The organism is Pseudomonas sp. 7P_10.2_Bac1 (genome assembly GCF_025465935.1).
Lineage (GTDB): Bacteria > Pseudomonadota > Gammaproteobacteria > Pseudomonadales > Pseudomonadaceae > Aquipseudomonas.
This window is the reverse complement of record NZ_JANLNV010000088.1, coordinates 97,203-110,029: the sequence shown is the minus strand read 5'-3', so window position 1 is coordinate 110,029 and position 12,827 is coordinate 97,203. Positions and strand designations below refer to the sequence as shown.

Sequence of the window (12,827 nt, the reverse complement as noted above, 5' to 3'; positions counted from 1 at the left end):
TGTTTATGGATCGCGGTTTGACTCAGGCCGTCTACTGTCCCACTCTTGCACTTCATACGCACGACTGTTACTGGATTTCGCATGTCTCAGCCTCGCCGTTACCTTGCTGTCAGCCTTCTGTCTGCTTTTATCGCAGTCGGCTTGTGGTACTGGATGCGCTCTACCCCCAGCACCCCGCCGTCAACCAACACCAACCACAATTACTCCGCCGCCCTGGAGCAAGCCCACAACGGCCAGCCAGGGGCTGCTCGCGTGCTGTATCAGCAACTGGCGCGCACTGATCTTTCAGACATCCGTCGCGCCAGCCTGCATGCCGAACTGCCCAACTACCCAAGCCCGCAAGCTCTGAAGCTGGCCGATGCCGACTTGCAGAACCCTTCTGCGCTGGTGCGCAAGGCCGCCATCGAGAGTATTGCCGGGCTGGTGCCCAATGCTCAGCGCACGCTCTTGCTCGGCCCACTGCTCGATGACCCCGAACAAAGCGTGCGCTTCGCGGCGGCCAGTGCGTTGCTGGGTCTGTCGCCTGATGAGCAAGGTTTGTATTTCGGCCCGCTGCAACAAGTCATCGATGAATACGAACGCAATCTCAAGACACAGCCCGACGACCCGCAAGCTCAAGGCCAGCTAGCACGCTTGTACCTGCATGAAGGGCAATTGGATGAAGCGCAGGCGGCGCTGGAGAGATTCTCCGCGCTGGACCCGGAGAACCTCAAGGCGGTTGTGGCGCAGATTGACCTGCTGGATAAGCGCGGCAAAGTTGATCAAGCCCGTGAGCTGTTGGCCCGTCAGCTCAAAGCTCACCCTGACTCTGCCTACCTGCAACACGCGCTTGGCATTTGGTTGCTCAACCACGGGCAAACCGAATATGCATTGCTGGGCCTGGCCAAGGCGGTTGAACTGGAGCCGGACAACAGTGAGTACCGTTACAAACTCGCGATTGCCTTGCATGAACTGGAGCAACTGGAGCCGGCGCAACGTCAGCTGGAAGAGTTGCTGCAACGCCAGCCCGCTAATCGCAAGGCACGTCTGTTATTGATTCGCTACTGGAAAGAGACCGGCCAACTACAGAATGTACAAGTGTTGTTGGCGCAACTGGAGCAACAGAACCCGGATGATCCGGCGTTGCAGCAGGGGTTGTAAGGCTAAGCTTCAAGCGGCTTCAAGCTTGGAGCTTGCAACTTGCCGCTGCTTTATTCACGCCAACAGTTTTTGGATCTGGCCTTGCAAGGTGTCCAGGTCAAAAGGCTTGGCCAGGATCGGGGCTGTCAGGGTGATCGGGCTGCCGGTGTCGCGGATCTCTGCAGGATAACCGCTGATAAAAATCACCTTCAGATCCGGACGTAACTTCACCGCCGGCTCAGCAATTTGTACCCCTGAAATCCCACCCGGCAAACGGAAGTCCGTCACCATGAGGTCCAAGTGCGGCTTGGTCGCCAAAATCGAAAACGCCTGCTCTCCATTTTCGGCCTGCAACACCCTGTAGCCTTCCCCTGACAGGTAAGCACTGAGGATCATCAGGATCGAAGGATCGTCTTCGACAATCAAAACAACATCTTGCGCATCTTCACTCATGGGAAACCTTAATCCGAACATTGCTGCCATTACGACCGCAGTCATGGCCATAGGTTGCGACCAATTTATGTCTTTTGTACCAGCGGCAGGCTGACCTTGAACAAAGCCCCCTCGCCTAACTGGCTATGTACCTCTATTTTGCCACTATGGGCGGCGACAATCTGTTCCGAAATAAACAGACCTAACCCCAGCCCCGAAACCACATGGCTTCCAGACACGCGCTCAAACTGCTGAAAAATCCGCTGCTGGTTTTCCTGGCTGATCCCGATGCCCTGATCACGCACTTGCACCACCGCATATCCGCCCTCGATGTACACCGCCACATCAATCGGCTTCTGTGCCCCGTAACGCAGGGCATTGGTCAGCAGGTTGGAAATCACCTGCTCGATCCGGAACTCATCCCACTGCCCCACCACAGGCTGCTCCGCCGTGAAGCTGACGCTCGCTTGTGCCGCACTGATCTGGGGCGAGAAAACCTCCAGCAAATTGGCAACGAGTTGTGACAAATCAAACTCTGAGGGCCGGATCGACAACTTGCCCGTTCGAATCCGCGACACATCCAGCATGTCTTCAATCAGTCGAATCAAGCTTTGAATCTGTCGCTCATCGCGCTCAACCATGGCCTGCAACTTGTCCATGCTGAACGCTGCCGTGTTCTCCCGCGCCAAGTGCATCTTGCGCAACTGGGTTTCCAGAATCAGCCCATTGAGCGGCGTGCGCACTTCATGGGAAACAATCGACATGAAGTCATCACGCATGCGCACGGCATGCTCGAGTTCTACCTGAGTCTGCTGTAACTGCGCGAGCAGGATCTCCTGCTCGCGGCGGCTTCGCTCCAGTGCTTCTACCTGGCGCTGCACCGCTTTGCTTTGCCGATACAGATCAACAAAGACATTGACCTTGCTTTTGACTGCATGAATGTCCAGAGGCTTATGCAAAAAGTCGACCGCACCGCTCTCATAGCCCTTGAACGCGTAGTTCATCTCCCGACCAGCGGCACTGACAAACACAATGGGGATGTTTTTGGTGCGATCGGTACCGCGCATGAGTTCAGCCAATTCAAAACCATTCATCCCCGGCATCTGCACGTCCAGAATGGCCATCGCAAACTCATGTTGCAGCAACAGTGAAAGCGCTTCGTCCGCAGACAAGGCTTTGTAGACCGTTCGACCATCGCTTTTGATCAACGCTTCCAATGCCAGAAGGTTCTCTGGCAAATCGTCAACAATCAGCAGCTTGGCTTGAATATCACTCAGTGGCATTCGATTCGTTCCAGCTCAACAAGCAAACGGGCAATCCCTTCCAGAGGCAGGATGGCGTCCGGTTGGCAACGCTCTAACGCCGCAAGCGGCATGGTAGGTACCCAGGCTTGGGCAGGGTCCTGGACAACCGTCAAGCCACCCAGCTGTTTGACCGTGTCCAACCCCTGCGCACCGTCCTGATTGGCGCCCGTGAGTAATATCGCAGCCAGCGCGTCTTGATACACATCGGCTGCGGATTCAAAAAGGTAATCAATTGAGGGACGCGAATAATGCACCCGCTCCTCTCGACTCAAGGAAAAACTGTAATCGTGCTCTACCGACACGTGATAACCCGGGGCAGCGAAATACAGCGTTCCCGGCACAATCGGCTCTTTGTCGTCCACTTCCTTGACCGGCATTGACAGACGCCGGGCAAAGACCGAAGCCAACAGGCTACGACGATCATCAGGCAAGTGCAGGACAACGATGATCGGCAGCCGATAACCGGGCTGCAGATCAGCGAAGATCGCCAACAAGGCTTCGACGCCCCCTGCGGAGGCTCCGATAACGATGGCTTTGACAGGCCGCAAGCCGACGCTTGCCAGATCTTGGACTGTCATAGCTTTCTATAAATCCGTTCTTGCTTGAGCAAAGGCGAAAATTGATTGCTGTATTCCGAAAAATCCAGGGTTTCTTTACTGCCCAGCATTAAGAAACCACGATGACAAAGCGACTCGCTGAACAGGCCAAACGCTCTGTTTTGAAGCTTCTTATTGAAATAAATCAATACGTTACGACATGAAATTAAATTAGTTTCTGAAAATACACTGTCAGTCGCCAGGCTGTGATCGGCAAAGGTCACGTTTTCACGCAGGCTTTTGTCAAAGATCGCGAAGTCATACGCCGCCGTGTAGTAATCGGCAAACGAACGTTGCCCACCTGACTTCTGATAGTTGTGGGTGTAGGCGCGAATGTTTTCCAGCGAGAAAATCCCTTGCTTGGCCTTTTCCAGGGAGCGCGGGTTGATGTCAGTGGCATAAATAATGGTGCGATCGAGCAGACCTTCCTCACGCAACAAGATAGCCATTGAATAGACTTCCTCGCCGGTGCTGCACCCCGCGATCCAGATTTTCAGTGACGGATAGGTCTTGAGGATCGGCACGACTTCCTGGCGGATTGCCAGAAAGTGCTCGGGGTCGCGAAACATTTCACTCACCGGAATCGTCAGCAATTGCAGCAACTGCATAAAGGCCGCGGGGTCATGCAGCACGCGCTCTTGCAGGGCCGAAATGGTCTTGCAGTCGAATTGACGCAGCGCATGCTGCACCCGGCGCTTGATGGACGCGCCGGAGTAATCGCGAAAGTCATAGCTGTACTTGAGGTAGATCGCCTCAATCAGCAGCCGCAGTTCGATGTCGGTGTTTCTTAGCACTTAAAGTCGTTCCATCTTCGGAAGCCAGACCCGAATCAACGAAAACAGTCGATCCAGATCAATCGGTTTAGCCAGGTAGTCGTTAGAACCCGCCTGCAGGCAGCGCTCTTGATCGTCCTTCATCGCCTTGGCCGTGACCGCAATGATCGGTAGCTTGCGCCAGCGCGGATTCTTGCGAATTTCAATGGTCGCTTCATAACCGTCCATCTCGGGCATCATCACGTCCATCAGGACCAGGTCGATGTCTTCAATGTCATTCAAGCGCTCAATGGCCTCCCGACCATTGCGCCCGATGACCACAATCGCACCCTTGTGCTCGAGCGCACTGGTGAGGGCGAAAATATTTCGGACATCATCATCGACCAGCAGAATCTTGCGCCCTTCGAACACTTTGTCGCGGCTGCGTGCGGTCTTGAGCATCGTTTGACGCTCATGGGACAACTGAGATTCCACTTTGTGCAGAAATAATGTCACCTCGTCGAGCAAGCGCTCTGGCGAGCGCGCGCCCTTGATGATGATCGAGCGGGAATACTTGCGTAGTTCGGCTTCTTCATCACGGGTCAGGTTACGACCGGTATAGACGATGACCGGAGGGAAAGAGCATATGTCTTCGGTAGACATGCGCTTGAGCAGGTCATTGCCCAGCATGTCCGGCAGTTTGAGGTCGATGATCATGCAGTCATAAATATTGCTGCGCAGCAGGTCTAGCGCCTCCTGGGCGAGGCCAACGGCGGTGATTTCAATGTCATCGTCGCCAATCAGGCGGGAAATACTGTCTCGCTGCAAATCATCGTCTTCTACCAACAGCACTCGTTTGACTTTCTGCGTGAGCTTGGCTTCGAGGCGGGCGAACACATCCTTGAGTTCTTCACGCGTTGTCGGCTTGACCGCATAGCCAACGGCGCCCATGTGCATGGCCGCTTCGACACGGTCCTCCACGGAAATCACGTGCACCGGGATATGCCGGGTAGAGGCCAGGGCTTTCAAGCGTTGCAACACCGTCAACCCGGAGTGATCGGGCAAGCGCATGTCGAGCAGAATGGCATCGGGAATAAATTGCGCGGCCAGGCTGAAGCCTTCGTCCGCGCCGTGCGCCACGAGGCAGCGATAGCCCAGTTCGTGGGCCAGGTCGTAGAGAATGTGCGCAAAGTTGGGTTCATCTTCGATAACCAGGATGCAGCGCGTGGTGAATGGCGCCTGCTCTCGATCATCCATGAAACGCGGAATATCCAGCGGCAGGTCAAGCGCTTGCGTAGGCAAGGTTTTACCCGGTAACAACTGAGGTATCGGCTGCGTGCTGACAGGCGCCTGTGCTGGAGGCTCGGCGTCTTCGACAAACTGTTCAGGCATGATCAGGGTAAAAATGCTGCCCTGCCCCGGTGCGCTGCTGACGCTGATGGAGCCGCCTAACAACGTTGCCAGATCACGGGATATCGACAGGCCCAGGCCGGTACCACCGTATCGGCGGTTGGTGGTGCCATCAGCCTGTCGAAACGCTTCGAAGATGCTTTCTTGCTGTTCGGCGGCGATGCCGATACCCGAGTCTGTAACCGTGAAGGCGATGGCATTGCCTGGATGTCGCGAAACCGTCAGGCTGACTTCACCTTTTTCGGTAAATTTGATGGCGTTGGACAGTAGGTTCTTGAGAATTTGCTCCAGACGCTGGCTGTCGGTGTAAATCAGCGCCGGAGTGCCTGGCTGTACGTCAACCCGGAAATTCAGCGACTTTTCACTGGCCAGCGGCAAGAACAGCCCACGAATGGCGTCCGTCATGCGCGCCACGCTGGTATTTTCAGGGCGGACCTCAAGCTTGCCGGCTTCGACCTTGGAAATATCCAGAATATCGTTGATCAGGTTGAGCAAGTCATTACCTGCCGAGTAGATCGACTCTGCGAACTTGACCTGTTCATCCGAAAGGTTCTGCTGCGGGTTTTCGGCCAGCAGCTTGGCCAGAATCAGCGAGCTGTTGAGCGGTGTACGCAACTCATGGGACATGTTGGCCAGAAATTCCGACTTGTACTTGCTGGAGCGCTGCAACTCATCGGCACGTTCTTCGAGCTGCTCCTGAACCCGATTGAGTTCAGTGTTCTTGCGGTCCATGGCATCACGCTGCTCTGCCAGCGCTTCGTTGGTCTGCTCCAGCTCCGCCTGCTGCGCCTCAAGACTGGTCTGCGATTCCTTGAGGATGCGCGACTGCTCCTCCAGTTCTTCATTGGCGGTCTTGAGTTCTTCTTGCTGCACTTGCAGTTCTTCATTGAGCTGCTGGGTTTCAGCCAGCACCTCTTGTAGACGCTGGCGATAACGTGCGGCCTCGATCGAGGTACCGATATTGCTGGCTATCAACTCCAAAAGCTCGACATCCCGGTCTTCCAGGGGCCGCAGGAAACCCAGCTCAAGGACCCCGTTAACCCTATCGTCATCATCACTGGTCGGCACCACCAGGACGCTGCGAGGCGAGCCCTCACCCAGCCCGGAGCTGACTTTGATGCAGTAGTCAGACGGCACGTCGTCCAAGCGAATCAGCTTATCCTGCTGCGCCGACTGCCCCACAATCCCTTCATCGTTGTGAATCACTTCGTTACGCGCTTCTTGCTCACGCGAGAAGCCATAACTGGCGATACGTCGCAGCCCTCCGTGGTCTTCCCGGACATAGACGGCGGCCACTACAGAGCCCAGGTATTGAGCGCAAAACTGCAGAATGTTGCGGCCCAGCATGTTCAGAGTCAGGCGGCCCAGCACCTGCTCTGCCAGCTCCGTTTGCCCGTTGCGCAGCCAGGCTTGTCGCTCAAGGCGCTCGGCAGCTTTGATCTGCAGCTCGAAATTTCTTTTGTAATCATTTGAAAGATTGATTAAATCGCGACGCCCGACGTAAGCCAAAAACCCGCTCAACCCCAGTACGAACAGCAAATAAAGTGCGACGCAAACGATGGTGGTGGTGCTGGCTTCGTTATTGCGTGCCACTCGCAGCTGTTGTTCCAGCTGAATAAAGTCATCGTATTCCTGACGGATCTGGTCAGTCAGGCTCTTGCCACGACCGGACTGCACCGCGGCACGGTAATCACCGCTCTCACGGCGCAAGTCCACCATCGACTGGGCATAAGAAGCCCACTCATTTTGTAAGGCTTCGATGCGTTTGAGGCGATCAACCTGCTGCGGGTTATCGCTCACCAGCCCTTGCAAGCTCTGAATTTGCGCAAGAATTTGCGGTTTGGCCACCGCATAAGGGTCCAGAAAATGTTCATCCCCGGTAATCAGAAAACCGCGCATTCCGGTTTCCAGGTCGACAGTGAGCCTGACCGCTTCATTGGTGTTGCTGATCACGCGATCGCTGTGTTCAACCCACTTAATGACAGAGAGCAAGTAGCTGATCATCACCACAAACAGTACCGCGCTCAGCACGCCAACTGCCAAAGGCAAACCAACGTTGCGACTCAGCAGTTTGCGAAAGCTTCGCTCATCAATGGATGAAGGTGAGTTCATTATTCTGGCCTGTGGACGTCATAAATTAAGTAGAGTTTGAAGGATTACGGCGCAATAGTTCATTTTTCTTACGCCTGCGAGAGATTTTTCTTACAAAAAACCGCACTTTAATGATGCTCAACGCTATCCTTGTCGACTAGGAACCGGTGCCTGGGTCTGTTCCCGCAAGATAACAAGCCGCGTCGCTGGGTCCTGGATTTACTTTTTATCGAGATCATCATTATGCCTGCAACACCCTCCACCATCCTTGTGGTCGAAGACGACGCCATTGTCCGCATGCTGATCGTTGATGTGCTGCAAGAGCTGGAGTTCAACGTGCTGGAAGCCGAAGGTGGCGAACGCGCGATGGAGCTGCTTGAGGACAAGGCGCAGCGTATTGACCTGCTGATGACCGATGTAGGGCTGCCGGGCATGAACGGCCATGAATTGGCCAGCAAAGCCCGCGCAATGCACCACAAACTGCCCGTTCTGTTTGCCAGCGGCTACGCCGAAACCCTGGAGGTTCCAGACGGTATGGCAGTGATTGGCAAACCTTTCTCTATTGATCAATTGCGCATCAAAGTTAAAGACATGCTCGGCTCCCAGCAAAGTTGACAGGCAAAACCTGACTCGACAACACTGCGCACTCAGCCTTTTGAGCCCTCTTTCTATTGAATGACTGCACGCTTGGCTCAGCCATTTTTCTGGAGCTCAAGCATTGATGCAGCCAGCCACAGCCCCACCGCTGCTGATCGTTGGCCTTGGTTGCCGCCAGGGCTGCAGCTGTGATGAGCTGCTGGCATTGATCGAGCGTTCATTGAGTCAGACCGCATTCACCTTGAGCGCAGTCCAGGGACTGGCCAGTATTGACCTCAAGCGTGACGAGCCAGGCCTCATTGAATTGTCCAAACGACTGAGCCTGCCATTTGCCGTTTTTAGCGCCGAGCAACTGGCGCCCTATGCGGCTCGACTCAGCCTGCGTTCAACCGTGTCTTTCACGCAAACCGGCTGCTGGGGCGTCGCCGAAAGCGCCGCGTTGGCGCTGGCTGAACAACTGGCCGGTACAACTGCCGCACTGGCAGTTACCCGCCAAACCTCATCGGCGGCAACCTTTGCATTGGCCTGCACGGGTCAAATAACGCGATAATCCTCAGCCTCACTATGAGCGCTCTTCACGAACAGCTCTATTTCAACCCTTTCAGAGACTGCCATGACTGTTTACTTCATCGGTGCCGGGCCCGGCGACCCAGAGCTGATTACCGTCAAAGGCCAGCGCTTGATCCATTCATGCCCGGTGATCATTTACGCCGGCTCACTGGTACCCACCGCCGTGTTGGCGGGCAATCAGGCCGAGCAGGTCGTCAACAGTGCCGAACTGCACCTTGAGCAAATTATCGAACTGATCAAAGTCGCTGACAGCAAAGGCCTGGATGTGGCGCGGGTCCATTCGGGTGACCCGAGCCTGTATGGAGCGATAGGTGAGCAGATCCGCTGCCTGCGCGAGTTGGGCATTGCCTTCGAAATCATTCCGGGAGTGACTGCGACAGCCGCTTGCGCAGCCATTTTGGGCGCCGAGCTGACGCTACCGGACATCTCGCAAACGGTAATTTTGACCCGGTACGCAGAAAAAACCGTGATGCCTGCCGGCGAAGAACTGTCCAGCCTGGCGCAGCACAAGGCAACCATGGCGATTCATCTGGGGGTCAAAAACCTCGAGAGCATCGTTCGCGAGCTGTTGCCGCATTACGGCAAGGACTGCCCGATTGCAGTGATCCATCGGGCCAGTTGGCCTGACCAGGATTGGGTGCAAGGCACGCTGGATGATATTCAAGACAAGGTGCGAGCCAAAGGATTCAGGCGCACAGCATTGATTTTGGTCGGCCGGGTGCTGGCCAGCGACAGCTTTGCCGAGTCGTCGCTGTATCGAGCCGGGCACGCGCATTTGTACCGCCCCCAAGAAGCGAAACCCTACAAATAAAAGGCATAAAAAAACGGTGCTCACGGGGCACCGTTTTTTTATTCACTTCACAGCGAACGCCCTGTTACTGATCACTCAGTAGTAGGCGTTTTCTTTCTGTGAGTGGTCGGTTACGTCGCGTACACCCTTGAGCTCAGGCACGCGCTCGAGCAAGGTGCGCTCGATGCCTTCACGCAGTGTCACGTCAGCCTGGCCGCAGCCTTGGCAACCACCACCGAACTTGAGCACGGCAATTCCATCTTCAACCACTTCAATCAGGCTGACCTGACCACCGTGGCTGGCCAAACCGGGGTTGATCTCGGTTTGCAGGTAGTAGTTGATACGCTCGTTGATCGGGCTATCAGCGTTAACCATCGGCACCTTGGCGTTGGGTGCCTTGATGGTGAGCTGGCCACCCATACGGTCAGTGGCGTAATCCACTACCGCATCTTCAAGGAACGCTTCGCTGAATGAATCGATCCAGGCCGTGAAGCTCTTCAGGCCCAGGGCCGTATCTTCGGGTTTCACTTCATTGGGCTTGCAGTAGGCTATGCAGGTTTCAGCGTACTGGGTGCCCGGTTGGGTGATAAAGACGCGGATGCCGATGCCCGGGGTGTTCTGCTTGGACAGCAGATCAGCCAGGTAATCGTGGGCGGCGTCGGTAATCGTTATGGCGCTCATGGAATCTCCTCGCAGACATGGGGGGCAGTTTACGCCAATCGGCGCGCCTGACAAAGTCCTAGTGTTTTTGTCAGGAAACCCACCCCCTCTCTATTCATTATTACCGGGCCGGCTACAGGTTTTCGTAGCGGTTCATGTCCATGACACCCGCTTCAACCGGATCGGTCTCATTGACGTACTCACCGATATCGTGGAAGTACTGCCAGAACTGCGGGTTGCTGCGACGAACACCCCAGCGCTCGACAATGGCGTCAAAGCTTGCCTGATCCTTGGATTGCTCCATCGCTTCGACAAAGGCCTCAACCTCACCCGCCGGGATGTTGAACATGAAGTTGGGGTAACTGCTGAGCACTCCCGGGAAGATCGTCAACGTATCCAGCCCAGGTTGCAGACGGTAGGCTTCGCCGAGCATAAAGGCCACGTTACTGTGGGCACGGTTGCGCAGCATGCTGTACATCTCGCGCTTGCCGTCACTTCCCTGGATACGCAGCATGCTGGCCTCGGGCAATTGATTGATCACCGCTAACCCGGCTGCCGGACGCGAGGTCAGGCGGCTCAGCGATTGCTCGGCGAACTGGAATTGCTGGGCGATATTGGGCCGCGAGCAATAGGCGCCGGTGCAACGGTTTATCGGGTCCGGGTTGGCGTTTAGGGTGCCGGCACGCTCGATCAACTTAAGGGCAAAGTCGCGTTTTGGATCGGCTGGGTCCAGGATCATCCCGCTCGGCGTACTGGTGTCGATTTTCTCGTAATCCAGCCACATTTTTATCTTGCCGCTGTTCTGATACCAGTCACTGAGGATGCTCGCACGCGAGTCAGCCGGCATCAGGCGCAGAAAGTTGACCTCTGCCCCGTTACGAATCAAGTCGAAGTACAAACGAGTTTGAGCTTGATGTGAAACGTTGCCGAACACATCAAAGTTGACCGCCAATTGATAGTAGGTGCGCTCCAGTAGCGGGAAGTCGAACAGCCACATCGTCTGTGGCACTTCACCGATCAGGCCCTTGGTGACACTGGCGCTGTCAAAGTGACGGAAAATCGTCAGCAATGCATTGTCATTGCCCGCCCACAGGGTTGCCCAGCTCGGAGGCGGCATGTCGGCGTAAGCCTCCTGACGCAATTTGACGTACTCATTGCGCTTGTCACGGAAGCTGTGCCACAGCGAGAGAATGCTGCCCACGTCATCTATCTGCCCAGGCATGGCCAGTAATGGGGTGGCCTCGCCTCGATAGGCGGCATCGGTGATGTAGCGGTCATGCGCCGGTTCCTGGAACAAGGCCCAGAAGTTGTCGCGAATCACGTCCGTGGCTATTTGCCCACGGCAGACCGGCCCACGAATAAAGGTGCGAACAAAATACTCGGCGTTGTCGAGCATGAACTGGTAGCGCGCCACCGCCGGGATGGCTTCAAAGGTTTCAAATGGGTTGGCACGGCTGCGCGGCCCATACCCCGGCAACGACGTGGCGTGCCAATCACCGCTGTAGAACAGCTGCTTGACGCGTTCAAGCTTTTGCTTGCCCATGGGGTAAGTGATGTGGGTTTTATGCACGATCACGCCCTGTACTGGCATGAGCCGGTAATAGAACGTGGTACCTGGATCATCGTTCGGGCGACGGGTTGCGATCAGGTCAATGGGCTGGCCGCTCGGGGTGCGCGAGCGAACCCACTGGAAGAAATGCCCAGGCACACCGTTGTCGAAATAAGCATGGGCCAGGAACAAGTGTTCGAATAGCCAGCGCCCCACCAAGGCCTCGGTTGAGCCTGGACGGTTGAGCAGCTCTTCCCACTGCGCAATCTGCGCCGCTTCGCCAGCACTGGGTTTGATCGCGTTCTGGTCGACAGGGGCGCCCTGCGCGAGCCAATCCTGCACGGTCTGGTATTGCTTGTCTGTGAGGCCGGTCACGGCCAACGGCATGCCTTCCTTGGGGTGTTTCTGTGCATAGGCATCGAATTCACCCGGCGCCGGGCAGAAGTTATCCCGGTTCAGGCCCAGCACGATGTCCTCAGGCAACTTGGCATTGGGTGTGAGCGGCGTCTTGTGGCCTAACTCCAGCATCCGTGCCATCAAGCCCGCCTGTGCAGCCTGGGCGTCCAGTACCGAGTAGAAACCTTTGCGACGCCATTCATCCGGGCCGCTGGCATCGTAGAAAATCCGCGTCGGGTCGACCGCTGTGGTTCTGTCACCTTTATAAACCGGTACTTTGCTGGCGCCGCGGGTGGCGCCCTCTGCGCTTCCCAGGTTTAGCTGGCAGGCGGCGTCGTTGCAGGCATGACAGGCAACGCATTTTTCGGTAAGGATCGGCTGTATGTCCCGTGTGTAGGAAATAGCCGGACTCGCCAGCGGAGCTTGTCCCAGCGCTGTACTACACACCACCAGCGTCACGGCGCCGGTGAGTAGGCGAAAAAACATGTGCCATTGTCCTGATAATAAAATGTCGCGATTCTACCTGTGCATCACGCCTTTCAACATGAGCTGAATTCATGC

11 protein-coding genes are annotated in these 12,827 nt (G+C 55.9%); 4 read left to right on the top strand and 7 right to left on the bottom strand.

Translation table 11 applies throughout. From position 1 onward, the window contains the following. Nucleotides 1–81: 81 nt before the first annotated feature. The gene (locus NTD86_RS20950) at nucleotides 82–1,140 is read left to right on the top strand and encodes a tetratricopeptide repeat protein (RefSeq protein ID WP_262205147.1); all 1,059 of its coding nucleotides are present in this window, start codon (nucleotides 82–84) and stop codon (nucleotides 1,138–1,140) included. A gap of 54 nt (nucleotides 1,141–1,194) precedes the next feature. On the opposite strand, the gene NTD86_RS20945 is transcribed toward NTD86_RS20950, so the two are convergent. The 5 genes from NTD86_RS20945 to NTD86_RS20925 all read right to left on the bottom strand — a co-directional run bounded on the left by NTD86_RS20945 (nucleotide 1,195) and on the right by NTD86_RS20925 (nucleotide 7,725). After that, nucleotides 1,195–1,572, bottom strand: a complete 378-nt coding sequence (locus NTD86_RS20945; protein WP_262205218.1) for a response regulator — start codon at nucleotides 1,570–1,572, stop codon at nucleotides 1,195–1,197. Between the two features lie 65 nt (nucleotides 1,573–1,637). Beyond that, nucleotides 1,638–2,834 (bottom strand): hybrid sensor histidine kinase/response regulator, encoded by a 1,197-nt coding sequence (locus NTD86_RS20940; RefSeq protein ID WP_262205145.1) that lies wholly within the window; start codon nucleotides 2,832–2,834, stop codon nucleotides 1,638–1,640. Further along, nucleotides 2,825–3,433 (bottom strand): chemotaxis protein CheB, encoded by a 609-nt coding sequence (locus NTD86_RS20935; RefSeq protein WP_262205143.1) that lies wholly within the window; start codon nucleotides 3,431–3,433, stop codon nucleotides 2,825–2,827. The genes NTD86_RS20940 and NTD86_RS20935 overlap by 10 nt, the downstream gene beginning before the upstream one ends. Beyond that, on the bottom strand, nucleotides 3,430–4,245 hold the full coding sequence (locus NTD86_RS20930; RefSeq protein WP_262205142.1) for a CheR family methyltransferase: 816 nt from the start codon (nucleotides 4,243–4,245) through the stop codon (nucleotides 3,430–3,432). The genes NTD86_RS20935 and NTD86_RS20930 overlap by 4 nt, the downstream gene beginning before the upstream one ends. Then, nucleotides 4,246–7,725: a response regulator gene (locus NTD86_RS20925; RefSeq protein WP_262205140.1), complete on the bottom strand. Its 3,480-nt coding sequence runs from the start codon at nucleotides 7,723–7,725 to the stop codon at nucleotides 4,246–4,248. A 222-nt stretch (nucleotides 7,726–7,947) separates the two neighbouring features. On the opposite strand from NTD86_RS20925, the gene NTD86_RS20920 reads away from it, so the two are divergent. The 3 genes from NTD86_RS20920 to cobM all read left to right on the top strand — a co-directional run bounded on the left by NTD86_RS20920 (nucleotide 7,948) and on the right by cobM (nucleotide 9,682). Then, nucleotides 7,948–8,319: a response regulator gene (locus tag NTD86_RS20920; RefSeq protein WP_262205138.1), complete on the top strand. Its 372-nt coding sequence runs from the start codon at nucleotides 7,948–7,950 to the stop codon at nucleotides 8,317–8,319. Nucleotides 8,320–8,425: 106 nt separating this feature from the next. Then, nucleotides 8,426–8,851 (top strand): cobalamin biosynthesis protein, encoded by a 426-nt coding sequence (locus tag NTD86_RS20915; RefSeq protein WP_262205137.1) that lies wholly within the window; start codon nucleotides 8,426–8,428, stop codon nucleotides 8,849–8,851. A 63-nt stretch (nucleotides 8,852–8,914) separates the two neighbouring features. After that, entirely contained in the window at nucleotides 8,915–9,682 is a 768-nt protein-coding gene (gene cobM, locus NTD86_RS20910) for a precorrin-4 C(11)-methyltransferase (RefSeq protein WP_262205136.1), read from the top strand. 75 nt (nucleotides 9,683–9,757) lie between these two features. Here cobM and nfuA read toward each other — a convergent pair whose 3' ends face one another. Both nfuA and NTD86_RS20900 read right to left on the bottom strand, forming a co-directional pair. Beyond that, complete coding sequence (gene nfuA / locus NTD86_RS20905) at nucleotides 9,758–10,342, bottom strand: Fe-S biogenesis protein NfuA (RefSeq protein ID WP_262205134.1); 585 nt, start codon at nucleotides 10,340–10,342, stop codon at nucleotides 9,758–9,760. A gap of 112 nt (nucleotides 10,343–10,454) precedes the next feature. Beyond that, nucleotides 10,455–12,752 carry a fatty acid cis/trans isomerase gene (locus NTD86_RS20900; protein ID WP_262205132.1) on the bottom strand — a complete coding sequence of 766 codons (2,298 nt, stop codon included), beginning with the start codon at nucleotides 12,750–12,752 and terminating at the stop codon, nucleotides 10,455–10,457. Nucleotides 12,753–12,827 lie beyond the last annotated feature (75 nt).

Excerpts from the sequence above, each read along its gene's own strand:
- NTD86_RS20950 (WP_262205147.1), top strand. The coding sequence starts at position 82 with ATGTCTCAGCCTCGCCGTTACCTTGCTGTCAGCCTTCTGTCTGCTTTT.
- NTD86_RS20945 (WP_262205218.1), bottom strand. The coding sequence starts at position 1,572 with ATGAGTGAAGATGCGCAAGATGTTGTTTTGATTGTCGAAGACGATCCT.
- NTD86_RS20940 (WP_262205145.1), bottom strand. The coding sequence starts at position 2,834 with ATGCCACTGAGTGATATTCAAGCCAAGCTGCTGATTGTTGACGATTTG.
- NTD86_RS20935 (WP_262205143.1), bottom strand. The coding sequence starts at position 3,433 with ATGACAGTCCAAGATCTGGCAAGCGTCGGCTTGCGGCCTGTCAAAGCC.
- NTD86_RS20925 (WP_262205140.1), bottom strand. The coding sequence starts at position 7,725 with ATGAACTCACCTTCATCCATTGATGAGCGAAGCTTTCGCAAACTGCTG.
- NTD86_RS20920 (WP_262205138.1), top strand. The coding sequence starts at position 7,948 with ATGCCTGCAACACCCTCCACCATCCTTGTGGTCGAAGACGACGCCATT.
- NTD86_RS20915 (WP_262205137.1), top strand. The coding sequence starts at position 8,426 with ATGCAGCCAGCCACAGCCCCACCGCTGCTGATCGTTGGCCTTGGTTGC.
- cobM (WP_262205136.1), top strand. The coding sequence starts at position 8,915 with ATGACTGTTTACTTCATCGGTGCCGGGCCCGGCGACCCAGAGCTGATT.
- nfuA (WP_262205134.1), bottom strand. The coding sequence starts at position 10,342 with ATGAGCGCCATAACGATTACCGACGCCGCCCACGATTACCTGGCTGAT.
- NTD86_RS20900 (WP_262205132.1), bottom strand. The coding sequence starts at position 12,752 with ATGTTTTTTCGCCTACTCACCGGCGCCGTGACGCTGGTGGTGTGTAGT.